Below are 24490 nucleotides of genomic sequence, written 5' to 3' on the forward strand. Positions count from 1 at the left end.
GATAGCCCCCAAGGGCGGTCAACTCTGATTCGCGCCAAACAGTGACGTTCGCGAAACCCGTGCGCTTGCTGGTTCACCGCCCAATCGCAGCGACTGCGCAGGCGTCGTCCACTCCAGCAGCGTCGCCGGAGACGCCGAGCGCGCCTAGGATCTGTTCATCCTCGCGAACCAATACCCCGCCGGCAGCAGGGAGCAACCTGCCGGACAAGAGTGTCGCGGCTGCGGAGAAGAAGGTTGTATTCGCCTCCGCTCTTTTGACGAGGTCGCGTGTATCCAATCCGAGCGCGATGCAGCTCCAGGCCTTCGCCAGGGCGAAGTCGTGCCGGGCGATCGTGGCCCCGTCCTCTCGGGCTGATGCGACGATATGGCCCCCGGCATCGACGACCACGGCCGCCAGCGGCTGTGCGCCCTGTGCGCGGCCAGCGGCCAAAGCCGCGGCGATCAGGCCCTGCGCCCGTTCCAGAGTCATGGTGCCTCCCGTGCTCAGTATGTGCAGCGCCCGCCCGAGAGATCGAAGACGGAGGCGGTGGTGAAGCTGTTTTCGCGGCTGACCAGCCATGCGACCATGGCGGCGGCCTCGTCGACTTCAAGGAAGCGGGCGCGCGGAATTCGCGACAGCATGTACTGGATGAACTCCGGCTTCAGCGTGTCGAGGATGCGAGTCTTGGCCGTGGCGGGCGAGATCGCATTCACCGCGATGTCGTAGCCGGCGAGCTCCTTGCCCAGCGATTTCGTCAGGCCGATCACGCCCGCCTTCGCGGCGGAATAGGCGGCGAGATTTGGATTGCCCTCCTTGCCCGCCACCGAGGAGATATTGACGATCCGGCCGTAGTTTCGCGCCTTCATGCCGGGTACGACGACTTTGTTCACATAGAAGGTGCCGTTCAGGTTGACCTCGACGACGCGGCGCCACTCGTCGGGGTCATAGGCGTCGAGCGGGGCGTTGCCGCCGGCGATACCGGCCGAGTTGACGAGGATCGAGACCGGGCCGGTTTCGGCTTCGACTTCGCGATGGGCGTGCGTCAGGCCGTCGAGATCAGTGATGTCGACCTGCTTGGCGGAAGCTGCCGCGCCCAGCAGCGCCAGCGCCTTCTTCAATTCGTCCGCGTCGCGATCCCAGAGGCTGACGCGCGCGCCCGACGCAATCAGCCGCTTGGCGATGGCGAGACCCAGTCCCTGGGCGCCGCCGGTGACGACCGCGACCTGATCGTCAAGGGAAATCCTGTTCATGGGGTCAGCCCGCAAGGTTCTGGGTATGGTGCAGCGAGGCGCCGCTCTCGGTTTCGAAGAAGCGCGCCTTGTCCGGATCGGCCGGCGACAGGCCGATGGCCGCTCCGCTCGGAAGGTCGATGGAAGGCGGAAGGAAGGCTGCGATCAGGCGATCGCCCACCTCGACGCGGACAAGGCTGCGCGAGCCCAGATACTCGACGGTGCGGACCGTGCCGCGGATGGCTGCTGCCGCGCTCATATCATGCCGGAGGTCCTCGGGCCGGACTCCCATCGAAATCCTGCGCCCAGCTTTCTGCGCCAGCGCCGGTAGCTCGACATCGAAGCCGGGCCCCCGCAGCCTGCCGGCCTCGGCCTCGCCGTCGAGAGTGTTCATGCCGGGTTCACCGAGGAAGCGGGCGACGAAGAGATTTGCGGGATTGTTGTAGAGTTCGCGCGGGCTTCCGGCCTGCTCGATCCGGCCGTTAGACATGACCACGACAAGATCCGACAGGGTCATCGCCTCGCTCTGGTCATGGGTGACATAGAGCATGGTGGCGCCGAGGCGCTGGTGGATGTCCTTCAGCTCGGAACGCATCTGAACCCGCAATTGCTGGTCGAGATTCGAGAGCGGCTCGTCCAGCAGATAGACGGTCGGCGTCCGCACCATGGCGCGGCCGAGGGCGACACGCTGGCGCTGGCCGCCCGAGATCTGGCGCGGAAAACGGTCGAGCATCGTCTCGAGGCCGAGCATCTTCACGGCGGCGCGGACCTTGCGGTCGACTTCCGCCTCGGGCGTGCGGCGCCGGCGCGCCCTCAAGGGGAAGGCGATGTTCTCGTAGAGCGTCATATGCGGGTAGAGCGCATAGGACTGGAACACCATGGCGATGTCGCGATCGGCCGGTTTCATCGTGGTGACGTCGCGGTCGCCGATCATGATCTGGCCCTCGGTCGGCGTCTCCAGCCCGGCGATCATGTTGAGGGTCGTGCTCTTGCCGCAGCCGGAGGGGCCGAGCAGCGTGACGAACTGCCCGGGCTCGATGGCGATATTGACGCCCGACACCGCCCAGCCGGAGCCGTAGCTCTTCCCGACATTGCGGAAGCGAACGGATTGGGCCGTGTTCGGCCGTACCTCGGTCATGTGATTCAGCCTTTGACGGACCCGTCGGCGAAACCACCGATCAGGAATTTTCTGAACAGGAGGAAGACCACCACCGGCGGGATCGTCGCGATGATCACGCCCGCCATCAGCGAGCCCCAGTCGCGGCCGTGGAAGCCCTGGAAGAAGATCAGCGCGACCTGGAGCGTGCGCAGCTCCGGCGCATCCACCATGGTCGATCCGGTGACGTAGTCGTTCCAGCAATGCAGGAACCCGAAGGTCGCCGCGGCCAGCAGCGCCGGCTTCGCGCCGGGAAGCACGATCTTCCAGACGGCCTGGGCCCGCGAATAGCCGTCCATCTCGGCGGCCTGCTCCAGCTCGCGCGGGACGGTGGCGAAATGCGAGCGGGTGACCCAGACCGCGAAGGGCAGGATGTGCCCGGCATAGAGGATCGGCAGGATCGCCCAGGTGTTGTGCAGGCCGATGCTGGTCGCCAGCATCTGCGTCGGCAGGAGTACGGCGAAGCCGGGCACCGCCATCGTGCCGAGGAAGACGAGCAGCACCGCGGGCTTCGCCGCTACGGGGTAGCGCATCAACGCGTAACCCGCGGTCGCGCCGAGAATTAGGGCGATCAGCACGGCAACGACCGTATAGACGGAGCTGTTCAGGAAGGCCCAGTGGACGCCCTCCGCCACCAGTTTGACGTAATGCTCCACGGTCGGGCTGTGCGGCAGGAGCTCTGGAGGAACCGCGAAGATGCGATTGGTCGCCTTGAACGAGGTCGAGGCCGCCCAGAGGATCGGACCGAGGGCGACGATGCCGGCCAGCAGGCAGGCGATCAGCAGCGAGACGCGCGACAGGATCTTCATGCGGCAGCTCCCGGCTGCTTGCCCAGGATGCGGATATAGATGGCGATCAGCCCCATATTGATCAGGAACATCACCGCCGCGATGGCATTGCCTCGCCCTTGGTCGAGCTCGACGAAACCGGTGTGGTAAAGGGCGTAAGCCAATGTGCTGGTCTGCCGGATCGGGCCGCCACCGGTCAGGCCGATAATGAGCTGCACCTCGTTGAAATAGCTGATGGTCAGCATCGAGATCACGATCAGCAGCGAGGGCGCGAGCAGCGGCAATGTGATCTTGCGGAAGCTTTCCCAGGCGTCGAGCCCATCGACCGCCGCTGCCTTGTAGAGGTCGCGCGGGATCTGACCCAGGCCACCGATCAGGATGATCGTGGCGAAAGCGAAATTGCGCCAGACCGCGACGATGACCAGCGTCGGCATGGCCAGCAGCGGATCGGTGAGGAGGTCCTGCGGCGGCCGGCCGAAGGCATTGAAGGCCGCGCCGACCAGCCCGCCGGGCGACGGCACGAGAATCCACTTCCACAAGAGCGCGACGACGATCGGGCTCATCGCCCAGGGCACCAGCAGGACCGTCAGCAGAACGCTGCCCCAGCGGCCCAGCCGCCGTATTCCCATCGCCGCCAGCAGAGCCAGCGGCACGGCGACCGTCAGCGCGGCAAAGGTGAAGAGCAGCGACCGGCCGATCGCCTGCCAGGTGAAGGGATCGCGGAACAGCTCGACATAGTTGCCGAGGCCGATGAAGCCTTCGTTCCCGAAAAAGAAGACCTTGTGGAGGCTCAGGTAGAATCCATAGAGCGCTGGCAGGATGTTGATGGCGATGACCAGCAGCAGGGCCGGCGCCACCAGCGACGAACCCACCAGCCGGGCCTGGCGCGCGACGGCGTCGAGGCTCCGCGGCTTCGCGAGAGGCATGGTATGCATGGCGCGCTACCAGCCCAACGTGGATTTGGCCCGTTCGAGAATGGCGTCCACGCTTTCCTTGGTGCCGATCAGCTCCTGCAAGGCCGTGTTCATCACCGGGAAGACTTTGGTGATATTGGGCATGCGCTGCGGGAAGGTCATCACGCCCGGCGCCGAGAGCAGCGCGTTGAAGGCGTGGATGTCGGACGCGGCCGGTGTCGCGAAATAGGGGTCCTTCAGCACTGAGCGCCGATCGGGCACGAGGCCTGCGGTCTTCGCCCATTCCAGCGATGCCTCTTCGCCGAACAGGCTCTCGACGAAAGCAGTCGCCGCGGCCGGATTGGCCGATTTGGCGGATACGCCCACCGTCCAGTACGGGCCGAGCAGAACCGCGGGCGGGCGCGTGCCGAAGGCAGGCCAGGCCGAGACAGCCAGGTCCTTGCCACTATAGCCGGCGGCGATCTGCTTGTACTGCTGGAAGCGCGGCGCGAAGGCCTGCACCATGGCGAAGCGGCCGGAGGCGAACTGGTCCTGGATATCGTCGCCCATCGCATTCAGCAGCGTTGGCGAGAGCGCGCCATTCGCCACAAGCTGTCTGACAACATTGGCGGCTTCCTTGGCCTCGGAGCCGGTGACGTTGAATTGCCCGGTGGCCGCATCGAAGATCGAGGGGCCAAAGCCGGTCATGATGTTGATGAAGGCCGAGACGCTGTTGTCGTTGGTCGGCAGGCCGAAGCCCAGTCGTTCGCCCTTGGTCAGCTTGCCAGCGGCGGCAATGAAGGCATCCCAGGTGAGGGGCGGGGCATCGAGGCCGAGCTCGGCCAGCGCATCCTTGCGGTAGAAGATCGCTTGGGCCGGGCTCGGCCAGATCGGCAGGGAGGTACGCTTCTTGTTGAAGACCGATTTCTCGACGAAGACCGGGAAGAGATCAGGAAGCGCCTTCGCCTTGAAATCGGCCGAGAGCAGGTCGTCGAGATTGGCGAGCGCCCCGCGCTGTTGCACGAGATCGAGGAAAGTGTCGCGCATCCAGATCACGTCGGGCGCGCGGTTCTGGGCCGAGGCGGCGACGAATTTCACCTCGAGCTCCTGGAAGGGCTGGGCTTCGATCCTGACCTCGACGCCGGGATGTTTCGCCTTGAAGCGCTTGATGATCTCGCGCAGCACGACTTCACGCGGCGATTGCCCGTCGGCCCCCAAAAAGGTCCAGACTCGGACCGTACCCGAAAGAGCCTGTGCCGCCACCTGCTTCGGCAGGCCCGCCAGCGCCAACCCCGCGGCCCCCGTGCGCAGCAGGGACCTTCTGTCGAAGATCATTGATTTCATGAGCGTTCTTCCCCGATTGCTTCTTTGGCTTACATCTGCAGGTCGCTGAGCACGCGCGTGCGGCCGGCCAGAAGGTGGCGGCGCATCTCGGCGCGGGCCCGATCCCCGTCTCGCGCGGCGACGGCGGCGACGATGGCGCCGTGCTCGAGAGCGATCAGCTCGCGGCGCTCCGCCATGGTGAGCACGGAGCGCTGCGCCGAAAGATTGCCCCAGCTGAAGATGTGCGAGGTCAGGCGCCCCAGTGCGTCGGACAGCTTGGGATTATGGGCGCAGACCGCCAAGGCAGCATGGAAGGCGACATCCTCCCGCTCGCCCCGCCCGGTCAGCAGACTGGCGAGCAGCGCCTCCTGCGCCGCCACGAGCCGCGCGAGGTCCTCCTCGGTCCGCCGATCGGCGGCCAGCGCCGCGACCTCGCTTTCCAGGGCGAGCCGAACCTCATGCCATTGGGCGAGTTCGCGCACCGAGGAAATTGCCGAAAGCCGGACCATTTCGGGCGCGCCGCCACTGCGCATCGCATAGGTGCCAGAGCCCTTGCGCGAACGCACAACACCCTCGGCGCGCAGCCGCGCCAGCGCCTCCCGAATGCTGGCCCGCGACAGGCCGAACATCTCGGCAAAATCTGCCTCGGGCGGCAACCGCGCGCCATCCGCGACATTGTCGATATAGCCGGCGATCTGCCTGTACGCGACCGCGGAGCGGCTTTCTTCCGTGTCCATCCTGGCGGCTTGTCCCGTTGACGGCGCTAAATCAGTCTGCTTAAAATCAAGTTGTCATACAGATTTTCCAGTTGCAAGCTGAAATTGTCAGGAACCGCCATGAACAGATTGATCGGCTCGCGGCCGGAAGCGCGGATCGCACGGGTTGAGGTCCATGAGTTCGGCTATACGGTCGACGGCCTCGGCGTGGATGCCAGCGGCAACCGCAGCGTGATGAAGGGCGCGCAGTCGCGATTGACCGCCTTTGCGGTTCGGATCGAGACCGAAGGTGGGCATCGCGGCGAATACTGCAGCGTCCATAGCGGCAAGAACGGCGTCATGGTCGGGCAGGTGAAGGCCGCTGCCGGCCTGATCCTGGGCGAGGATGCTGAGGAGCGCGAAGCGATCTACAACAAGCTGAAGCGTGCCCACCGCCACTACATGGCGATCGGGCATTCGGCCCTGGACATCGCGCTGTGGGACTTGGCCGGAAAGGCGGTCGATCGTCCGGTCTGGCGGCTCTTGGGCGGTTATCGCCAGCGGCTTCCGACTTACGCCAGTACGTTGAACGGCGGCCGCGACGGGATTCTCGACAGCATCGAGGCTTATGCCGATTTCGCCGAGGAATGTCTCGCGCTCGGCTATCGCGGCTACAAGATCCACGGTTGGGGCGAGGGCGACCCGAAGGAGGAGGCCGCGAATCTGCTGCTCTGCGCCAGGCGCGTCGGCGATCGGATGGAGCTGATGTACGACGCCGCGAGCGAGCTGCGTACGCTGGCCGACGCGATCTATGTCGGCAAGGCCTGCGATGAGGGCGGCTATCTCTGGTACGAGGACCCGTTCATGGATGCCGGCTGGTCCCCCCATGCAGCCCGGCAGCTTAAGGAGAACGTGCGAACCCCGCTGATGCTGACCGAGCATGTGCGCGGCCTCGAAAGCAAGGCGGCCTGGCTCCGCGATCGGGCCACGGACTACATGCGCGTCGACCCCGACTACGACATGGGCATCACCGGCACGATGAAGGTCGCGCATCTGGCCGAGGCCTTCGGTCTCGACTGCGAGATCCACGCCGCCGGCCCGGCGCAGCGTCATTGCATGTCCGCGATGCGCAATTCGAGCTGGTACGAGCTCTCTCTTGTCGCTCCCGGTGTGGCCAACCCCGTGCCGCCGGTCTTCGGCTCCGGCTACAGCGATGCACTGGAGGATATCGGCGCGGACGGCTGCATGCCGGTTCCCGATGGTGCCGGCCTCGGCGTCGAGTACGATTGGGACTACATCCTTGCCAACCGCACTGACTATCAGGAATTCACCCTGAAGAAGGGCGGCGGAACCGCAAAATGACCGCAGCCTATGATGACATCATCGTCGGCGCCGGGCCGGCGGGCTGCGTGCTGGCCAACCGGCTCTCGGCTTCGGGGAAAAACCGTGTTCTCCTGGTCGAAGCTGGCCCCGATTTCGAGCCGGGCCAGGAGCCGGAGGAGATCCGCGACGTCTATCCTTATCGCGCTGCGTTCAACCCCGATTATCAGTGGCGCGATCTGCGCGCCCGGCTGATGCCGGTCTCGCACAATGATCCGGAGCGATCACCGGCAAAACCCTACATCCAGCCGCGTGTGATCGGCGGCGGCTCCAGCATGAATGGCGAGATCGGCAATCGCGGCCTCCCGGCCGACTACGACGAATGGGCCGCCCTCGGCGCCGAGGGCTGGGGCTGGGAAGGGGTTCTACCCTATTTCCGCAAGCTTGAGACCGACATGGACTATGATGGGCCGCAGCACGGCTCGTCCGGCCCGATCGCGATCAGCCGCGTGATGCCCGAGGAATGGCCCGGCTTCACCCGCGCCACGATGCAGGCGCTGACGGCCGAGGGCTATCGCAACATCGGCGACCAGAATGCCGTCTTCGAGGATGGCTGGTTCCCGATGTCGCTGACGACGGATCGTCGCTCGCGCCGCTCGGCCGCGATGGGCTATCTCGACGCCTCGACCCGCCGTCGCCCGAACCTCACGGTCCGCTCTGGCATCAAGGTCGATCGCGTCATGATGGAAGGTCGGCGCTGCATCGGCGTCCAGATCGGGGAAGAACGCATTGCGGCGCGCCGGGTGATCTTGTCCGCCGGCGCACTGGAAAGTCCTGCGATGCTTCTGCGGGCCGGTATCGGCGAGGCCACCCGCCTGGCAGACGCAGGCGTCGCGGTCCTCCATCATCTGCCGGGCGTCGGCCAGAACCTCAACGAGCATCCCTCGTTGGCGATGTCCTCCTGGATTCGGCGCGGGTATCGTCTGGGCAAAACGCCCCGGCGCCATGTCCAGGCGGCCTGGCGCTATTCTTCCGAGGTCGAGGGCTGCGGGCATGGCGACATGTTCATGGTCGTCGTATCGAAATCGGCGTGGCATCCAATCGGCAGGCGCATCGGTTCGCTCTTCAGCTGGATCAACAAGCCTTATTCCACCGGCTGGTTGCGGCTGAATCCGGAAAACCCGGCCGGGCGCCCCGAGATCGCCTTCCAGATGCTGTCCGACCCGCGCGACATGGCACGGATGAAGCTGGCGGTGCGGCGGATGTGGTCGCTCTACGCCTCGAACGAGTTGCGGCAAGCCTGCAGCGATCCTTTTGCCGCGACCCATGGTGCCATGGCCAAGCTCGTCGGAGGCGTCAGCCTGCGCAACTGGCTGGTCACGCTCGGTCCAGCGCTTCTGACCGAGGGGCCGGCGCCTCTGCGCAAACTGCTTGTCGACCGCCTCTTCGCCAGCGGCGACGACATCCCGACCGCCTTGGAGGATGACGATGCAATGGAGGAGATGATCCGCAAACACACCATCGGCGGCTATCATCCCTCCGGCACTTGCCGAATGGGGCGCGCCGACGACGAGACTGCCGTCGTCTCGCCACAAGACGGCGCCGTCCACGGCGTCGAGGGACTGCATGTGATTGATGCTTCGATCATGCCCTGCGTACCGCGAGCCAACACCAACCTCCCAACCATCATGCTGTCGGAGAAACTCGCTGACGGGCTGATCTGACGTAGCTCCATGGCGTGGAACCATCTCGGCGGCGAATTCAATTCGCTGCTTCCAAGCTTTTCCGGCGGATAGAAGGTTGCGCCACTTGGGGAACTTGGCACTCTGCCAGAATGCCGACATTCCGGGGTGGCGGTCGAGAAGCTCGCCGCAGGCTCCCGTGTCAGCGCAGGCATCTCTGCCACGAGTTTCAGCAGCTTCATCACGTCCAATCACGTTCAATCATCCGAATTGGCCGCGTCGAAGACCGCCTCGAACCGGGCCAAGGGCATAACCTCACGAAAATAGTGCTCTTCGGCTTCATGCCATTGGCGCTCCCATGGACCGATAATGGCCTCTCTCTCAAGCAGTCTTGCTTTGCGAAAAGCGTCTGAAGCGGTCATGAGAACTTTCATGTTGATGAGGTCGGCGAGTTCCGGCCGAGCCGAATAGACGCCCTCGAGGATAACGACGGATCGCGGTGAAAGCTCAGACACGCTTGACTGCAACCTGCCGTCAAAAGCTTCCCAATCGAACGCGCGCCAACTGGCGGCGCGACCCTGCCGCAAGGCGTCCAGCACTGAGCGCTGGCGGGGCCAGTCGATACAGTCGGCAGCGCGGATGGCAGGGGAATCTGATCGCAACCCAGTGCCGCCGGCAAAGAAGTCGTCACCCTCAATGAGCGCCGCTCCCACCTTATCTGCTAGCAGGGCTGCCAGAGTCGACTTGCCCACGCCGCTGCGTCCGTCGAGCGCAATCACATAGAGCCCATTCGCCTGGGCCGCACGCAAGTGGATTTGACGAGCGAATGTGTTGGCATCGGAGAAATGCATCGGCGTCTGGCTTTCTGGTGGGTCTGGCGCGTTACGCCTCAGATGGAGAAGCTGCTGGCCCGCTATGCCGGTCAGCGTTCCCGTGCGATACTCTGCGCGAGTGTGGGCCCTCGCCTCGTTTGTTTATAATCAACCTAGCTATTCTGCAGCGGGCTCAATCTCCGCGAGGAACCATTCTCTAAAAGTGCGTATGGCACGGGCTTCCGGTCGCGATTTGAGGCGTGAAAGCCATTAGGCGTCGGTGGTGCCCCCAATGCGTGATCCATGCGCGGGCATCATCGTAGATCACGTTCGACTAGCATCGATCATCCGCTATCAATGGGCATTGGCCTTCCACCGACAACTGTTACAATGACCACAGCGGTTGCAGCTTGCCACGGAATATATCGGCGAGTGCTGACGACCGGCTCCCCTAGCGAGATGGAAGCCCGAATGCCTTCATGGCTTGACGCGTCGCGTCCGCAACGACGGCATCGATGGCGCCTGGTGTTGCGTTTTGTGCGCCGGTGAAGAACACGCAGATCAGAATCGATGGTCCGCTTGGCGGCCAAATAATGCCGATATTGTTGTGAGTCCCCCGCGCGCCGGTGCCGGTCTTGTGGCCGACAGTGTAGCCGGCGGGGACGGCTGCTTTGATCCGCCCTGCCCCGGTGGGCGTCTCGGTGATCCAACGCACAAGCAACTGCAGGTGCGCCGCTGAAAGCAAGTTGCCGCGCACGACGCGGTCGAGATTGGCGACATATTGCTCGGCTGTCGTGGTGTCGCGCGTGTCGCCGGGCAAAGCGCTGTTCAGCTCGATTTCCATTCGATCAACGCTAGTGACCTGGTCGCCAATGCTGCGATACCACAGCTGGAAAGCAGCGAGCCCACCCATTTCGCGGATCAGTATATTTGCCGCCGGGTTGTCACTGACCTCGACTGCCGCCTTGCACAGCTCTTCCAGCGTGAGCGTTCTGCCAATCGCCGGCTGCGTGACCGGCCCATGCGGCACCATGTCGGCGGCTGTGATCGGGACGGCTCGATCGAGCCGATCGCGCCCCTGCTGCACAGTCTGCATCACATAGGCAGCGAGAAACAATTTGAATGTCGAACAGAAAGCGAAGCGCTCGGTCGAGCGCCAGCCGACCCGCTGGCTCTCTCGCGTTGCGAATAGCCCGAGGCGGCCGCCATGCCTCTCTTCCAGAGACCTTAGATCGAGGCTAGTCGATGGGGCAGCCGCCGCATGTCTGACGCCGACAAGAGCGGCGCCAGCGCCGACCAAGAACGAGCGCCGGTCCGCCACAAGGGATTTGATAGTGCGAGTTGTCATGTGCGTTTTGTCTCCATAGGGAGGCGCAGAGGTAGCGAGCCCGCATGACCCTAGCCAAATGATCGTTACTCAGATTTGATATGAGAAAAATTGGGGCTCCCGGATGGATGTTTCGAGACTGCCGCTCAACGCGCTGCGCGCCTTTGAGGCGGCGGCACGGCTCGGGAGCCTGACCAAGGCAGGGATGGAGCTGCGCGTCGGCCAAACTGCCATAAGTCATCAGATCAAGTTGCTTGAGAAGGATCTTGGCTTTTCGCTGTTCGAGCGCCTGCCGCGTGGCATAGCCCTAACCGAGGAGGCGCTGGCGTTGCTGCCGGTGCTGACGGATGCGCTCCGACGCGTCAGCGACAAAGTGCACCAGCTGCGTACAGGCGGCACCGCCGAGATTCTCACGATCGGTGTGGTCAGCAGCTTCGCCCTCGGGTGGCTCCTGCCGCGGCTGAATGACTTCAACGCGCGGCACCCGCAGATCGAGGTGCGGATCAAGACGAACAACAACCGCGCCGACACGCTCCTCGACGGCCTCGATCTGTTCATTCGCTTCGGTGACGGTGCTTGGCACGGCACCGAGGCGGTCGAGTTGATGCAAGCCCCGCTCGCACCAGTCTGCAGCCCTGGACTGGCCTTGTCAGTCCGCGCTCCGGCTGACCTGCTGACGCAGCACCTGCTGCGTTCATATCGTCAGGACGAATGGCCGCTCTGGTTCCTTACCGCGGGGCTGACCCCTCCGGTTGCCCGAGGCTGGATTTTCGATAACTCGCTGGCCCTGGTCGAAGCGGCAGCGCAAGGTCTCGGCGTTGCGCTGGTCCCCGCCGCGATGTTCTCGCGTGATATCTGTGCCGGACGAATTGTACAGCCGCTCGACGTCGGTATCGTCACCGGCGCCTACTGGATGACGCGGCTGAGGTCACGGACCGAAACGAGCGCCATGGTGGCCTTTAAGAGGTGGATTGCCGCTGAGCTTTGGCCTGAGAATGGAGACGATCGCGTTCAAAGGCGTGCGCCAGCAGCGGACACTCATGGTCAGCACGAAAGCTGACAGCAAGAGACCTCGACAACGCAACCGGAGAGCCAGCACCGGCCCAGAGAGCACGGGCCCGGCCGTAAGCCGAACAGTGCCGAAGGAGTCGCCGCCACTGCTCATTGGATGGCTTCGACGCGGGAGATCTGCTGCGGTACGTTTGCGGCTGACAGCGGCCCAGCGGGACAGCGCAATGTTTCTTTTTCGACGGCCCCGACCAGGCCGACGTGCCGATCCTCCTGGCGCATGGGGCCGGAGCTCCGATGGACTCGCCGTCAATGACGGTGTCTGCAAAGGCCATAGCCGGAAAGGGCTTTCGCGTTGCCCGCTTTGAGATCGACTAAATGGCGGCGCGGCGGACCGGGGTTGGGCGCATGCCACCGCCCCGCGCTGAAAAGCTAAACCCGCAATATATCGCTGCCGTCAACGCACTCGGCAGGCAGGGAGAGCTTGTTATCGGTGGCAGGTCGATGGGCCGGCGCGTCGCGAGCAAACACCCGGCGGAATCGCGATATGAAGATGGATACCGGCAGACCCCACGAGAAGCGCCGGGAAAGCGCAAGTGATGACGCATCACCGAATCTACAGAATGAGCTTTGCCAAGATTTACCCGCTTCTGGTCGCCAAGGTGGAGAGGAAGGGGCGCACGAAGGTGGAGGTCGACCAGATCATCCACTGGCTAACCGGCTACGGCCAAGAGGCACTTGCCTCCCAGCTGGCGAAAAACTCAGACTATGAGACCTTTTTCCCCCAGGCGCCGGCACTCAATCTCGCGCGCCTCGGGATAAGGGGAATTGTCTGCGGTGTCCGCGTCGAGGAAATCGCCGAGCCGGTGATGCGGGAAATCCGCTACTTGGACAAGCTCATCGATGAACTCGCCCGAGGGAAGGCGATCGACAAGATCTTATACCGTCGACCAGAGTCGGCGTGGTTGGCCGGGTCGCGCCATTAGGTGACATTGGAACGTCACTAGAACCGAACTTTGTTCGCGAATAGCGATGCGCTTCAAAGGCGCGCGCGCTCCGGGTCACCAAATACGCTGCATTAAGCTGCGAAGGGGTCTTCGGCGGTGTGGCCAAGGCGACCGAACTCCACCGCAGCTCATTTGGGTGGAATGGATTGGTTCATCTGCTCACCCTGCCAGCGGAGGTTCGGCGTGCCGCCAGAATCATGACCGCGGCAGCGCCGGCGTTTGCGACAGCGCTGACGGCAATGGGTATGACGTAGCTATGGCTGAGATCGTAGATGAAGCCTGCCGCGCCTGGGCCAACGAGCGTGCCTAGGGCAACGCTCGAATAGAGAACCCCGATGATGCGGCCGGCATGGCGCACGCCGAACAGATCGGCGACCACTGCCGGCAAAATCGCGACCCACCCTCCGTAGAAGAGACCGAAGATCAACGCGAAAAGTAAGAGCTGGCCCAAGGAGCCACCAAGGATCCAGGTCGGAAGTGAGGCGGCCATGCCGATATACATGGCGATCAGGAAGCGCTCGCGGCCCATCCTGTCCGCGATGCCGCCGAGGAAGAAGCGGCCGATCGTGCTGCCGATGCCGATGGCACCAAGCAGCCAGACTGCCCCCGAAGCGGGAACACCATGGTCGAGCGCGTAGGGCGCGAGATGCACGAACGGTACGAAGACACCAAGCGCGCTCAGGAACGACGCTAGATAAAGTCCGGCAAAGCGTCGCGTCCGGATTGCTTGGCCCACGGGCGTAACATTGCCCGCCTCCAGGGAGCCAACGACCATGGTACGTGCGATGCCGTCGGGCTGCAGGCCGCGGCGGCTAGGGTCATCCTCCATGACGAGCGCCGCCGCCAGGCCGACCACGATCGCGAGGACGCCGAGCGTCGTGTAGGCGCTGCGCCAGCCGAAGCCCGCGATCAGCCAAATCGCAAATGGCGGCATCACGAGCGTCCCCACGCCAATGCCGCTGACCGCCAATCCGGATGCGAGACCACGGCGCTCAACGAACCAGCGTTGCACAGCACCAAGCGTGGGCACATAGGCACAGCCGACGCCGACGCCGACGCCGATGCTATAGGCCGCATAGACTTGGAGAAGGGTTCGCGCCTGTCCGGCCAGAATGAGGCCGAGGCCGACAAGCGTCATTCCGATTGCGGAAAGCGCCTTCACGCCGAGTCGATCCGCGAGCGGCGCGGAAACGATGCCGAGCGCGAAGTAAAGAAATCCGGCCAGCGAAAAAACCGCCGAGACCGAGCCGCGCGATGCGGCGAACTCGTGCTGCAGCGAGTCCAGGAACGCGCTGAATGTGTAGGCGCTCCCGAAGCCGACGAAGGTTATGACGAAGGCTGCGGCGACCACGAGCCAGCCGTAAAAAATCGTCGATGGCCTTTGCATGTTCATGATTATCCTCTGCTGGCGAGCGGAGCCGTCTCGGCGTGCGATATGCGGGCTGCTCCCAAGGCCTTAGGACTGCCGCGTGCCACTGAGGTCCGGTTGACGACGGTGCCAAGACGTTGCGCCCTGAAACGCTGCGCCGAGAGCAAGAAGCGCGCTTTCGCCGAATTCAGCGGCGATCAATTGCAGGCCGATGGGCATGCCTTCCACCGAGGCGCCCCCGGGGAAGACCAGCGTTGGATGGCCGCTCATGTTGAAGGGACAGGTGTAGCGTTGCAGCTTGGCGATCAGCTCTGGCTGCTCGCCAAGGGTTGCGATCGTCTTCAGCGTGAGCGGCGCGAAAGGATGGACGGGCGTCAGGATGGCGTCGACCGATGATAGCAGGGCCTCGACTTGGCCACGGAATGCCGCGCGGCGAAGGAGGACTTCCTGATAGGTCATCGCGGAAACGGCCATCCCGGTCTGGACGACGGACGATAGGATGGCGCCATATTGTTCCTTGTGGAGGGCATAGGTCGCTTGATGAGCAACTGCCGCTTCAACCGCGCAGTTCGGCGTCCAGTCCGCCACGGTCTGGCGGACATCGGGAAATGACACTTCGACGATCTCGGCGCCTAAGTTCGAGAATATCGCGCAAGCTTCCGTCAGCGCGGCTTGTGTCCCATCGTCTACGTCTTCGGAATTCCAGCGCGGGTCGATTCCGATACGCTTGCCGCGCACATTCGTGCTGGCGTCGGCCAAGTAATCGGGAACCGGACGAACGCTCGTCGTGGGGTCATTGAGGTCGTGTCCGGCTATGACCTTGAGAATCGCCGCGACGTCGGCGACATTCCGGGCGATCGGGCCGATGTGATCGAGCGAGGGGGCGAGGTCGAATGTCCCATAACGGCTGACGCGCCCCCAGGTCGGCTTCAGGCCGCTGACGCCGTTGGCAGCCGAGGGCCAGCGGATCGACCCGCCTGTGTCGGACGCGATCGCACCGAAGCATAGGCTGGCGGCAGTCGCGACCGCCGACCCGCTGGAGGAGATGCCGGCCCAATAGTCGCCGTTCCATGGGTTTTGCACCGGCGGAATCGATGGGTGGTAGTCGGAATACGCTCCCTCGGTGAGCTGGGTTTTGCCGATCAGCACTGCCCCTGCGTCGATGAGCTTTTGCACGACGGTCGCATCGCGCGCCGGCACATAGTCTTTGTGGACTGCGGTGCCGGCCGCCGTCGCGATGCCCTTGATCCAGCAAAGGTCCTTTACGGCTATGGGAACGCCATGGAGTGGGCTCCGGCGAAGTCCCCCCTGAATCTCGCGGTCGGCAATCTCAGCCTGGCGGAGGGCGCCGTCGCCCAGGAGGTGTGCATAGGCCCGCAATTCACCGTCCAGACGCCGAATGCGCGAAAGGAGCGCCTCAGTGACATCCTTTGAGGTGATGGCGCGGCGAGCGATAAGCTCTCCCACCTCTGTGAGACCGCAGAACTCCACGTCGACATACATCCGACCTAACCCCTTCTCCGGCCACGCACGTTCAAAAACGACGGACTTATGATTTAGAATTCATACGAGCTACGGCGGCTTGCTTGCAGCATTGACGCTTGATAGCAGCAGGAATTATCTTCTGCTCGCGGCTTGGACAAACCAGAAGAATTAACTCTGATGAATCAGATTTTCTAACTCATGCCAGGCCGATTACCTCCCCTTAACGCGCTGAAGGCGTTCGAGGCCGCTGCCCGCCACCTCTCGATCAAATTGGCCGCGGAGGAATTGTGCGTGACGCCGGGGGCCGTCAGCCAGATGATCAGGGTCCTGGAGGAAAATCTCGGCGTAAAGCTCTTTGAGCGGGTGACGCGAGGGATTTTACTGACCGACGCGGGCCGCGATTATCTGCCATCGATACGCAATGCATTCCGCCAGATCGCCGGTGCATCCGAGCGGATCGCGGCTCAGATGGATTCTGGGCTGCTCACCCTCAGCGCCACGCCCTTTTTTGCGTCGGCATGGCTGGTGCCGCGGTTGTCATCCTTTCGATCGGCGCAACCCGGAATCGATCTGCAGATCATCACCAGCAATGCACTGGTGGATTTTTCTCGCTCGGACGTGGATGTTGCGATCCGCCATGGGATGGGCAGATATCCCGGACTTCGCAGCGACCGCGTCGTCACGGTCGAGATGATCGCCGTGGCAACCCCCGACCTCAGCGACCGAGCTGGCCGTCCAAACCGGCCATCAGATCTCGTGCGTTGGCCGCAGGTTCACGATGCCGAACGAAAGGGCTGGAGCCTGTGGTTTGACACGCAGGGCGTTGCTGAGAGAACCACGGCCCGTGGCCCCTCCTTCGATGACAGCGGCCTCTTGCTCAAAGCGGTCCTCGCCGGTCAAGGCGCGGGACTGCTCCCGGCTGCCCTGGTTGAGGACGAACTGCGCGACGGGCGTTTGATCCAGTTGTTTCCGCCCGCTCGAATGGAGGAGTTTGCCTACTACCTCGTCAGTCCGGACAACCGACAGCAGCAGCCCAAGATCGCAGCGTTCCGGGATTGGATCTTGAATGCATGATGGCAGTTGGGAGGGAGGCACATCCTCAGGTAGAACAGCGAAGTCATGAAAGCGCCGAGGAGCGCCGCGGAGATCGCAGGGCCGGTACCCCATCGGATGGCCGAAATCAGGATAGGCAGCATGTAGATCGCCGAGACGCTATCGAGCGGAGCGAACCAGACCACGAAGCCCGCAACTGCCGTGGCCAAGGCCATGAGCGCGACGGTCTTTAAATAGGGAAGCAGCAAACGAAGTCCGGGCATTTGCGACCGATACAGGCACAGATGGTCCAAACCTAGATGCGGCCTGAAGCTCGTAAAACCTACACCAGGCTCACAGCTGTGTGTGGCCTGCTGCCGGTTTCGTGGACACCGAGATTGGGTGTTTCAAGAAACCGGAGGTGGGGTATGCGACGAAGGCAATTTGGGCGTGAGTTCAAGATCGAGGCGGTCCGCCTGATCAAGGACCGCGGAGTGAGTGTGGCGCAGGCGTCTCGGGATCTGGATGTCCATGAGAACCAGCTTCGCAAATGGGTGAAGCTCTTTTCGGCCGACCCTGCGCAAGCCTTTCCCGGCCATGGCCAGATGAAGCCGGAGCAGCTTGAGATCGAGAAGCTGCGGCGCGAGGTGGCCAAGCTCAAGGCGGAGCGCGATATTCTAAAAAAGGCCGCGGCCTACTTCGCGAAGGACGTGACATGAGGTTCACGTTCATTGCGAAGCACCGGGGGATCTGGCCGGTGGCATGCTTTGCGAAGCGCTGGATGTGTCGCGCTCGGGCTTCCATGCCTGGCTCAACCGATCACCGAGCCGTCGAGCACGCGACGACGAGGAAATCGGCAACAGGGTCCGGGCAAGCTTCCTTGGTTCGGATCGGACCTATGGTGCCAGACGTGTCTGGCGGGACGTGCTGGCGGACGGCATCGATTGCGGCCTGCATCGCATCGAGAGGCTGATGCGTGCCCAGGCTTTGCGTGCCAGGCCGCGTCGGCGCAGCCTGCCCAGGGATGAGGGCCGGCGGTCGACCATCGCGCCGAATACGCTCGGCCGGGAGTTCCATGCCGAGCGTCCGAACCAGCGCTGGATCGCCGAATTTGCTTCGCGGGCCTTCGGCTCAACTATATCTGGACCGCAGAAGGTTGGCTGTACGTTGCCGCCGTCATCGACCTCTTCTCCCGCCGTGTGGTGGGCTGGTCGATGAAGGCCGAGATGAACGCCGGGCTCGTGACCGATGCGCTGATGATGGCGATCTGGCGTCGGGGAAAGCCGGATGCCCTGCTGCACCATTCGGACCAGGGCAGCCAGTATGCCAGCGAGCAGTTCCAGAACTTCATGGCCGATAACAGCGTCGCCTGCTCGATGAGCCGCTCTGGCAATGTCTGGGACAACGCCGCGATGGAGAGCTTCTTCTCGTCGCTGAAGACCGAGCGGATCAGAGGCAGGGTCTACCGGACACGGGACGATGCTCGTGCCGACGTGTTCGATTACATAGAGCGCTTCTACAATGCCGTTCGCAGGCACTCGACCATCGGCTACATCAGCCCGGTAGAGTTCAAAAAGAAGGTCGGGTTAGCTTAACTAACCGTCCACGAAACCGGCAGCAGGACAGACCGACCCGGACAGGCCAAGCGTGAAGCACAAACATCGTGTGGCTTGACTCGTTTCCTTACTTTCCCGGATTTGGCGCACGGGTACGAACAAACCCCGATTGGGGATCGCTATATCCACTACAATATAACGGCCTCTTCAACGCTAGTTTTCTGAATGGATATTCAGGTTTTCCTGAATTTTTGTTCAGAATCGGCATTTAAGAGGGAAAATCACGAAAATCTGGGCGGAGTGAGGAACAGTTTGGAGTGGTTCAAAGTTGCGGCCTGCGTCTGGGGGCAATTCAGGAGATCGACCGATGAAGAAGATCATTCTTGCTGCGTCCATCGCGATGCTTCCGCTGGCTGCTCTCGCCCAGAATCCCGAAGGTGCGCGCGGTGGCGCGGCCGCTGGCGCTGCGACTGGAGCCGTCGGCGGCGCGATCGTTGGCGGCCCGGTAGGGGCAGTGGTCGGCGGAGTTGGTGGCGCCGTCGTCGGCGGCATCGCAGGTGACTCCACACCCCGCTTCAAGACCTATGTCCAGGCGCATGAAGTGCCATCCTACCGATATCGCGAGGATGTCCGCGTCGGCGTCGTCTTGCCGGAGAGCGGTGTGACCTATCGCGAGGTGCCGGCCGAGTTCGGCACTAAGGGCTATCGCTACACCGTGGTCAATGATCGGACCGTGATCGTCGAGCCGAAGACCCGCAAGATCATCCAGGTGATCGAGTAGCGGATCTATGGCCCTCACCTTCTACTGAAGGTGAGGGCCATCCCTGAGCACGCTTGGGGGCCGTTCAAATGACAATCTCACGCATCGTTCGAAGGGATGCTGCCAACTGGCGGGAGGTCGGTTCGACCCCTTCGACGCGCGAACTTCTCAGAGAACGCTGGTGCGCTGAAGATGGGAACGTCTTCACTGTCGTTGTGTGGCGTGCCTCCTCAAAGCTGAAGCGGACGTTCTACACGCTCGATGATGGAACGCCGGTTGAGTTCAAGAGCGACTCTATCTTCAGGATCGTCCCCACTGGAAAGCTGCTCTTCCCTTGCGAGGACTGAGATCCATCGTACCGCATTCACGAGTGCGAGAAATATCCAGCAAAATTGCTGGGGTGAAATTAGGTCACTCTTCAGCGGATGCAGATCATTCCGGCGCCGCCCTGGCTTGCGGTGCTACTTCAAGCCCCTTTCATCGTTTGAATTGCAGCGGGCCGACGGGCCCGAAGACTCGGTATGGTTCTATTTGGAACCATTCCAAACGGCAGCGGTTCTGTGAACTCCACGATGCAAACCTGGAGTGCACCGATGAAGAAGTATCTGCTGCTGGCTCCCCTGGCCATTCTGGCTTTCCCGATTGCTGCTGCCCCGGCCTCGGCTGAGACCGTGATCGTCAAGGAACGCCGCCATGTCGACAATGGCCTTCATCGCGGCTGGCGTCACGGTCATCGGCAGGGTGTCCGCAAAGTCGTGATCCGCCGCGATGTTGGGCACCACGGCACCACCCGCGTCACCAAGAAGGTCACTCACACAAATGCCTACGGCGACCGCATCACCCGCAAGGTGACCCGTGAGGTCAACTGAAGAATTTGGAAGGATGGCCAATGGGCCATCCTTCGTTTCTTTTGGCGCGATAATGCGCTCCGAAAATAATGAAACCCACGTTCACCACGAGGTTGATATGCGGCGTTCGGCACTAGTTGTTTTGGTACTGCTCGCAGGCAGCTCACTTGCGCAAGCGAATGATGTGCACAAGAGAACGGACTTGGGGATCGCGCAGGTGGAGCTCAGCGAGCGGCTTAAGTCCAGGCTCGCAAACACTGAACAACCTGCCAATGCGATGTCTCCTGGCAACGATGCCAGTACGTCGGCCTCGGAGCCCAAGGCGCGAAACGTTCGCATTGTGTACCCCCTTTCGCGTTAATTCGTTCTGCTTGGCCGGCTGCTGTTGGATGATCAGACCGGCGTCGTTCCCAGCCGATGGCGCAGTCTCGGCACCTGCAGTTGCCGCTTTGCCCTCTGGGATCAGTCGCCAACTGCTCGATTACAAAAACGCTAAGCGGTCGACGATCGGAGGCAGCAGAGGGAAGTGGGTCCGCGGAACCCGCTTAGATTATCAGCGTTCTAAAGTCGGCCCATCGAGGTCAATTTCAATCCGGGGGGATTATCCGTGTACGTACTATCCCGCCGCGCGTTTCTCGCTCTCGCTTCGAGTGCTTATGCGCTCGCAAGCCGTTCCGTGCAGGCCCAGGCACCCAAAGGAACCTTCAGCTATGCAGACGTCTTGCAGCAAGCAACGGCGTTGGCCAAGCAGCCCTTCGATGTCGAGAGTCCGAAGATCCCCGACGAGTTGTCGAAGCTGACCTATGACAGCTATCGCGAGATCCGGTTTCGCCGCGACAAGGCCTTCTGGCGCGAGAACGGATCGGATTTCCGCCTGCTGCCCTTCCATCTCGGCTTCCTGCACAACAAGCCGGTCCAGGTTCACATCATCAACCACGGCAACGCGATCCCGATCCCGTTCACGACCGGCCTGTTCGAATACGGCAAGGTGCCCGTCCCCAAGGCGCTCTCGCCGGCGCTGGGCTTCGCCGGTTTCGCCGTCACCACCAACCTGAACGACCCGAAGGTGCAGGACGAGGTCATCTCCTTCCTGGGCGCGAGCTATTTCCGGTTGATCGGCCGGGGGCACCGCTACGGCTTGTCGGCGCGCTCGCTGGCGCTGAATGTCGGCGGCGAAGGCCCCGAGGAATTCCCGTTCATGCGGGCGCTCTGGGTGGAGGAGCCGTCACGCGACACCACAGAGCTCGTCATCTACGCCCTGCTCGATTCCCCGTCGGTCGCCGGAGCCTTTCGCTATGTCGTCCGTCCGGGCCGCGAAACCCATATGGACGTCACCGCGACCATCATCCCGCGCCGGGAGATCGAGCGGATCGGCATCGCGCCGCTGACCTCGATGTTCCAGGCTGGCGAGGGCGATCTCGGCCAGAGAACCGATTTCCGCCCCGAAATCCACGATTCGGACGGGCTGATGCTGCAGTCCGGCGGCGGAGAATGGATCTGGCGGCCCATTCGCAATCCCAAGGCGCTGCGCATATCGAGCTTCGGCGACAAGAACCCACGCGGCTTCGGCCTGATGCAGCGCGACCGCGACTTCGGCAGCTATCAGGATCTGGAAGCACGCTACGATGCGCGACCGGGCTACTGGGTCCAGCCACAGGGCGATTGGGGCGAAGGCCGGATCGATCTCATCGAAATCCCGACGGACAACGAAGCGTTCGACAACATCGTCGCGTGCTGGACACCCGGCAAGCCGCTGCCGAGCGGGCAGGCGGCCGAGTTCCGCTACCGCATCTCGGCGATCTCGACGACCTCGCACCTGCATCCCTACGCGCAGGTGCAACAGACCTTCAACGGCTCCGACATCGAGGACGGCGTCGTCGACGGAAACGGCACCAAACGCTTCATCGTCGATTTCGCGGGTGGTGACCTCGCCTATTATCAGAGCGAGCCCGATCGCCTGGAGCTGGTCGCGACGACGACGGCCGGCGCGATCACCACGAAGATCCTGGCGTTCAACGCGCCGCTGAAAGGCGTGCGCGCCATCGTCGACGCAACGCTGCCGGACGGTCAGTCGGCCGAGCTACGCATGTTCCTGAGGGCGCGCAATCGCACCTTGAGCGAAACCTGGACCGCGACCTGGTCGGTGCCTCCCGGCGACGCCGCCGGGCTGCAATCGTCGAAGAAATAGGTTTTCCGGAAGGCCGCCCGCCGTCGACCATTTCATGCTGGCGTCGAGAATGAAGGAAACTATCGATGCCCGCGATTGAGGTTACTCCTACCGTTGCGGCTCCATCCGCAAGATCCCCTGCTGACGTCATCTCGAACGTAGCTATCGGGGCATTTATCGTCGCGGCGCTTTATTTTGGCCGCGAGGTTTTCGTCCCGGTGGCGCTCGCGATCCTGTTCAGCTTCGTCCTGGCTCCGCTGGTCAAAGGTCTGCAGAAGCTGCGCGTGCCACGAGCGCTGGCCGTTTTTGTCGTCGTCCTGATTGCGTTTGCAACGTTGGCGGCTTTGACGATGGCCATGGTTGGCCAGGCGACGCAGTTGGCGAGTGAGCTGCCGACCTATCAGAGCACTATCCGCGCCAAGATCGCCGCCTTGAAAGGATCGGGCGCTGGAAGCGGGGTTTTGAGCCGGGCCGCGGATGTCCTGCAAGACTTGGGTAAGGAGCTCGACCGTCCGAAGGCAGAAGCTCCAGCCTCAAGTGGAACCCCAGGCCCAGCGCGGGATGGACGCCCGATCCCGGTCGAAGTGCATCAGCCGGAGCCCGGCGCTATCCAAACGCTGCAGGCCATTCTGGCTCCGCTGATCCACCCTCTGACGACGACCGGAATCGTGCTCATCTTCGTGATCTTCATCCTGTTGAAGCGTGAAGACCTGCGAAACCGGTTCATCCGACTGACCGGCACCTACGACCTGCAGAAGACGACGGCCGCATTCGATGACGCCGGCAAGCGCCTCAGCCGCCTGTTTCTCACTCAGCTTATCGTCAACGCCGGCTTCGGTGTGGTGATTGGCTGCGGCCTTGCCGCCATAGGCGTTCCCAGCGCTCTGCTCTGGGGAATTCTGGCGGCAATCCTACGGTTCATTCCCTATCTCGGCGCCGTCCTCTCGGCCGTTTTTCCGATGGTGATCGCCGCATCGGTCGATCCCGGTTGGACGATGCTCGCGTGGACGGCGGCCTTGTTTGTGATCGCCGAGCCCCTCGCCGGGCATGTGATCGAGCCGTTGGCCTATGGCCGCTCTACCGGGCTCTCGCCCGTAGCGATCGTGGTCGCCGCGACATTCTGGACTTGGTTATGGGGGCCCATCGGGCTGGTTTTGGCGACACCCTTGACCGTGTGTCTCGTAGTCATTGGCCGGCATGTCGAAAGACTGGAATTTCTGGACGTGATGCTGGGAGATCGACCTGCCCTCTCGGCAGCAGAGATTTTTTATCAGCGCATTCTGGCTGGAGACCCCGCGGAAGCAGCCGACAAGGCTGAGGAGGTGCTCAAAGAGCGCTCGCTATCTGCCTATTACGACGAGGTCGCGCTCGAAGGACTGCGTCTGGCCGCTGCGGACGAGGCCCGAGGTGTCCTCGACGCGCCTAGGAGAAACCAGATTCTCGCGAGCATTCGGGAGGTCGTGGAGGATCTCTCTGATCATGAGGATCGCCGCCCAGAATTGACAAATGCGACGTCCGATCCCGAGACCGAGGCAGCCGTCGAACAGACCGACGAAAGCGAAGGAACCTCGGACTTGCCGGTGCTCGGCGCGACTGACCTTAACGAGGCATTCCAGGGTAGCGATCGTGTCGTCTGCATAGGCGCGAGGTCGCAGCTTGATGAGGCTGCCGCGCTGATGTTGAGCCAAATACTAGGCAAGCATGGGTTAGCTGCTGATGCGCTGCCTCCAACCACTCTGTTGACCACCGGTCTGGAGCGTCTCGCCAAGCAAAGCCCCGCCTTGATCTGCGTTTGCTACATCGGCCCGCAGGGGGCGGCCCACATCAAGTATGCCGTCAGGCGCCTGCGGCGCCGGGTCCCGACCGCGGCGCTCGTGTTAGGGCAGTTCTCGGTAGACTCGCCTCTCGCTTCGGATCTTCAAACTCCGGGCGACACGGTGGAAACATCCTTGCGAGGAGTCTGCCGAGCCTGCCTGACCTTGGCCACGAAACATAATGCGGCATAATCTGAGGGCTAGGATGCTCGCCTCAATCGACGCGCTGGACGGTATTT

Annotated in this window: 21 protein-coding genes and 2 pseudogenes; 11 read left to right on the forward strand and 12 right to left on the reverse strand. The window is 62.9% G+C overall.

Going from position 1 to position 24490, the window contains the following annotated elements; all coding sequences use genetic code 11:
* Positions 1-73 precede the first annotated feature (73 nt).
* The 7 genes from AC3WMA_RS17535 to AC3WMA_RS17565 are packed head-to-tail and all read right to left on the reverse strand — an operon-like array spanning position 74 to position 6106.
* Entirely contained in the window at positions 74-469 is a 396-nt protein-coding gene (locus AC3WMA_RS17535; protein ID WP_492286640.1) for a GlcG/HbpS family heme-binding protein, read from the reverse strand.
* A 14-nt stretch (positions 470-483) separates the two neighbouring features.
* Positions 484-1230 carry an SDR family NAD(P)-dependent oxidoreductase gene (locus AC3WMA_RS17540; protein WP_492286641.1) on the reverse strand — a complete coding sequence of 249 codons (747 nt, stop codon included), beginning with the start codon at positions 1228-1230 and terminating at the stop codon, positions 484-486.
* Between the two features lie 4 nt (positions 1231-1234).
* Positions 1235-2347 carry an ABC transporter ATP-binding protein gene (locus AC3WMA_RS17545; protein ID WP_492286642.1) on the reverse strand — a complete coding sequence of 371 codons (1113 nt, stop codon included), beginning with the start codon at positions 2345-2347 and terminating at the stop codon, positions 1235-1237.
* Positions 2348-2352: 5 nt separating this feature from the next.
* A complete protein-coding gene (locus AC3WMA_RS17550) occupies positions 2353-3174 on the reverse strand; it encodes a carbohydrate ABC transporter permease (protein WP_492286643.1) in 822 nt (273 codons plus the stop codon).
* A complete protein-coding gene (locus AC3WMA_RS17555; protein ID WP_492286644.1) occupies positions 3171-4088 on the reverse strand; it encodes a carbohydrate ABC transporter permease in 918 nt (305 codons plus the stop codon). Before AC3WMA_RS17555 ends, AC3WMA_RS17550 begins: the two co-directional genes overlap by 4 nt.
* A gap of 6 nt (positions 4089-4094) precedes the next feature.
* Positions 4095-5390: an ABC transporter substrate-binding protein gene (locus tag AC3WMA_RS17560; RefSeq protein ID WP_492286645.1), complete on the reverse strand. Its 1296-nt coding sequence runs from the start codon at positions 5388-5390 to the stop codon at positions 4095-4097.
* A gap of 29 nt (positions 5391-5419) precedes the next feature.
* Positions 5420-6106 (reverse strand): FadR/GntR family transcriptional regulator, encoded by a 687-nt coding sequence (locus tag AC3WMA_RS17565; protein WP_492286646.1) that lies wholly within the window; start codon positions 6104-6106, stop codon positions 5420-5422.
* Between the two features lie 99 nt (positions 6107-6205).
* On the opposite strand from AC3WMA_RS17565, the gene AC3WMA_RS17570 reads away from it, so the two are divergent.
* Together AC3WMA_RS17570 and AC3WMA_RS17575 are read left to right on the forward strand one after the other, a co-directional pair.
* A complete protein-coding gene (locus tag AC3WMA_RS17570; RefSeq protein WP_492286647.1) occupies positions 6206-7426 on the forward strand; it encodes an enolase C-terminal domain-like protein in 1221 nt (406 codons plus the stop codon).
* Positions 7423-9108: a GMC family oxidoreductase gene (locus AC3WMA_RS17575; protein ID WP_492286648.1), complete on the forward strand. Its 1686-nt coding sequence runs from the start codon at positions 7423-7425 to the stop codon at positions 9106-9108. The genes AC3WMA_RS17570 and AC3WMA_RS17575 overlap by 4 nt, the downstream gene beginning before the upstream one ends.
* Positions 9109-9323: 215 nt before the next feature.
* Here AC3WMA_RS17575 and AC3WMA_RS17580 read toward each other — a convergent pair whose 3' ends face one another.
* Together AC3WMA_RS17580 and bla are read right to left on the reverse strand one after the other, a co-directional pair.
* A complete protein-coding gene (locus AC3WMA_RS17580) occupies positions 9324-9917 on the reverse strand; it encodes a uridine kinase family protein (RefSeq protein WP_492286649.1) in 594 nt (197 codons plus the stop codon).
* Positions 9918-10329: 412 nt separating this feature from the next.
* The gene (gene bla / locus AC3WMA_RS17585; RefSeq protein ID WP_492286650.1) at positions 10330-11226 is read right to left on the reverse strand and encodes a class A beta-lactamase; all 897 of its coding nucleotides are present in this window, start codon (positions 11224-11226) and stop codon (positions 10330-10332) included.
* A 103-nt stretch (positions 11227-11329) separates the two neighbouring features.
* Between bla and AC3WMA_RS17590 the strand changes: the two genes are divergently transcribed.
* From AC3WMA_RS17590 to AC3WMA_RS17600, 3 genes and pseudogenes are all read left to right on the forward strand, one after another.
* Positions 11330-12265 carry a LysR family transcriptional regulator gene (locus tag AC3WMA_RS17590; protein WP_492286651.1) on the forward strand — a complete coding sequence of 312 codons (936 nt, stop codon included), beginning with the start codon at positions 11330-11332 and terminating at the stop codon, positions 12263-12265.
* 209 nt (positions 12266-12474) lie between these two features.
* Positions 12475-12771, forward strand: a pseudogene (locus tag AC3WMA_RS17595) (alpha/beta family hydrolase); the annotation flags it as partial.
* Between the two features lie 41 nt (positions 12772-12812).
* Positions 12813-13199: a DUF2200 domain-containing protein gene (locus AC3WMA_RS17600; protein ID WP_492287090.1), complete on the forward strand. Its 387-nt coding sequence runs from the start codon at positions 12813-12815 to the stop codon at positions 13197-13199.
* 172 nt (positions 13200-13371) lie between these two features.
* On the opposite strand, the gene AC3WMA_RS17605 is transcribed toward AC3WMA_RS17600, so the two are convergent.
* Both AC3WMA_RS17605 and AC3WMA_RS17610 read right to left on the reverse strand, forming a co-directional pair.
* Positions 13372-14613, reverse strand: a complete 1242-nt coding sequence (locus tag AC3WMA_RS17605) for an MFS transporter (protein WP_492286652.1) — start codon at positions 14611-14613, stop codon at positions 13372-13374.
* Between the two features lie 63 nt (positions 14614-14676).
* Complete coding sequence (locus tag AC3WMA_RS17610) at positions 14677-16092, reverse strand: amidase (protein WP_492286653.1); 1416 nt, start codon at positions 16090-16092, stop codon at positions 14677-14679.
* A gap of 180 nt (positions 16093-16272) precedes the next feature.
* Between AC3WMA_RS17610 and gcvA the strand changes: the two genes are divergently transcribed.
* Complete coding sequence (gene gcvA / locus AC3WMA_RS17615; RefSeq protein ID WP_492286654.1) at positions 16273-17148, forward strand: transcriptional regulator GcvA; 876 nt, start codon at positions 16273-16275, stop codon at positions 17146-17148.
* On the opposite strand, the gene AC3WMA_RS17620 is transcribed toward gcvA, so the two are convergent.
* Positions 17073-17390 carry a DUF4118 domain-containing protein gene (locus AC3WMA_RS17620; RefSeq protein WP_492286655.1) on the reverse strand — a complete coding sequence of 106 codons (318 nt, stop codon included), beginning with the start codon at positions 17388-17390 and terminating at the stop codon, positions 17073-17075. The two genes, gcvA and AC3WMA_RS17620, sit on opposite strands and share 76 nt — an antisense overlap.
* Positions 17391-17534: 144 nt before the next feature.
* Between AC3WMA_RS17620 and AC3WMA_RS17625 the strand changes: the two are divergent.
* The 5 genes and pseudogenes from AC3WMA_RS17625 to AC3WMA_RS17645 all read left to right on the forward strand — a co-directional run bounded on the left by AC3WMA_RS17625 (position 17535) and on the right by AC3WMA_RS17645 (position 24443).
* Positions 17535-18701 (forward strand): annotated as a pseudogene (locus AC3WMA_RS17625) (IS3 family transposase).
* Between the two features lie 328 nt (positions 18702-19029).
* Complete coding sequence (locus AC3WMA_RS17630) at positions 19030-19443, forward strand: DUF1236 domain-containing protein (protein WP_492286656.1); 414 nt, start codon at positions 19030-19032, stop codon at positions 19441-19443.
* Between the two features lie 572 nt (positions 19444-20015).
* On the forward strand, positions 20016-20291 hold the full coding sequence (locus AC3WMA_RS17635) for a hypothetical protein (protein WP_492286657.1): 276 nt from the start codon (positions 20016-20018) through the stop codon (positions 20289-20291).
* Positions 20292-20877: 586 nt separating this feature from the next.
* Positions 20878-22458: an OpgD/OpgG family glucan biosynthesis protein gene (locus tag AC3WMA_RS17640; RefSeq protein ID WP_492286658.1), complete on the forward strand. Its 1581-nt coding sequence runs from the start codon at positions 20878-20880 to the stop codon at positions 22456-22458.
* Between the two features lie 65 nt (positions 22459-22523).
* Positions 22524-24443 (forward strand): AI-2E family transporter, encoded by a 1920-nt coding sequence (locus AC3WMA_RS17645; protein WP_492286659.1) that lies wholly within the window; start codon positions 22524-22526, stop codon positions 24441-24443.
* Positions 24444-24490 lie beyond the last annotated feature (47 nt).

The organism is Allobosea sp. FW305-C-101 (assembly GCF_058783685.1).

Bases quoted from the DNA above. Each gene is read 5' to 3' on its own strand.
- AC3WMA_RS17635 (WP_492286657.1), top strand. From the start codon at position 20,016: ATGAAGAAGTATCTGCTGCTGGCTCCCCTGGCCATTCTGGCTTTCCCG.
- AC3WMA_RS17555 (WP_492286644.1), bottom strand. From the start codon at position 4,088: ATGCATACCATGCCTCTCGCGAAGCCGCGGAGCCTCGACGCCGTCGCG.
- AC3WMA_RS17580 (WP_492286649.1), bottom strand. From the start codon at position 9,917: ATGCATTTCTCCGATGCCAACACATTCGCTCGTCAAATCCACTTGCGT.
- AC3WMA_RS17550 (WP_492286643.1), bottom strand. From the start codon at position 3,174: ATGAAGATCCTGTCGCGCGTCTCGCTGCTGATCGCCTGCCTGCTGGCC.
- AC3WMA_RS17590 (WP_492286651.1), top strand. From the start codon at position 11,330: ATGGATGTTTCGAGACTGCCGCTCAACGCGCTGCGCGCCTTTGAGGCG.
- AC3WMA_RS17535 (WP_492286640.1), bottom strand. From the start codon at position 469: ATGACTCTGGAACGGGCGCAGGGCCTGATCGCCGCGGCTTTGGCCGCT.
- AC3WMA_RS17645 (WP_492286659.1), top strand. From the start codon at position 22,524: ATGCCCGCGATTGAGGTTACTCCTACCGTTGCGGCTCCATCCGCAAGA.
- AC3WMA_RS17575 (WP_492286648.1), top strand. From the start codon at position 7,423: ATGACCGCAGCCTATGATGACATCATCGTCGGCGCCGGGCCGGCGGGC.
- AC3WMA_RS17560 (WP_492286645.1), bottom strand. From the start codon at position 5,390: ATGAAATCAATGATCTTCGACAGAAGGTCCCTGCTGCGCACGGGGGCC.
- AC3WMA_RS17545 (WP_492286642.1), bottom strand. From the start codon at position 2,347: ATGACCGAGGTACGGCCGAACACGGCCCAATCCGTTCGCTTCCGCAAT.
- AC3WMA_RS17610 (WP_492286653.1), bottom strand. From the start codon at position 16,092: ATGTATGTCGACGTGGAGTTCTGCGGTCTCACAGAGGTGGGAGAGCTT.
- AC3WMA_RS17570 (WP_492286647.1), top strand. From the start codon at position 6,206: ATGAACAGATTGATCGGCTCGCGGCCGGAAGCGCGGATCGCACGGGTT.
- AC3WMA_RS17620 (WP_492286655.1), bottom strand. From the start codon at position 17,390: ATGCCCGGACTTCGTTTGCTGCTTCCCTATTTAAAGACCGTCGCGCTC.
- AC3WMA_RS17565 (WP_492286646.1), bottom strand. From the start codon at position 6,106: ATGGACACGGAAGAAAGCCGCTCCGCGGTCGCGTACAGGCAGATCGCC.
- AC3WMA_RS17605 (WP_492286652.1), bottom strand. From the start codon at position 14,613: ATGAACATGCAAAGGCCATCGACGATTTTTTACGGCTGGCTCGTGGTC.
- gcvA (WP_492286654.1), top strand. From the start codon at position 16,273: ATGCCAGGCCGATTACCTCCCCTTAACGCGCTGAAGGCGTTCGAGGCC.
- AC3WMA_RS17600 (WP_492287090.1), top strand. From the start codon at position 12,813: ATGACGCATCACCGAATCTACAGAATGAGCTTTGCCAAGATTTACCCG.
- bla (WP_492286650.1), bottom strand. From the start codon at position 11,226: ATGACAACTCGCACTATCAAATCCCTTGTGGCGGACCGGCGCTCGTTC.
- AC3WMA_RS17540 (WP_492286641.1), bottom strand. From the start codon at position 1,230: ATGAACAGGATTTCCCTTGACGATCAGGTCGCGGTCGTCACCGGCGGC.
- AC3WMA_RS17630 (WP_492286656.1), top strand. From the start codon at position 19,030: ATGAAGAAGATCATTCTTGCTGCGTCCATCGCGATGCTTCCGCTGGCT.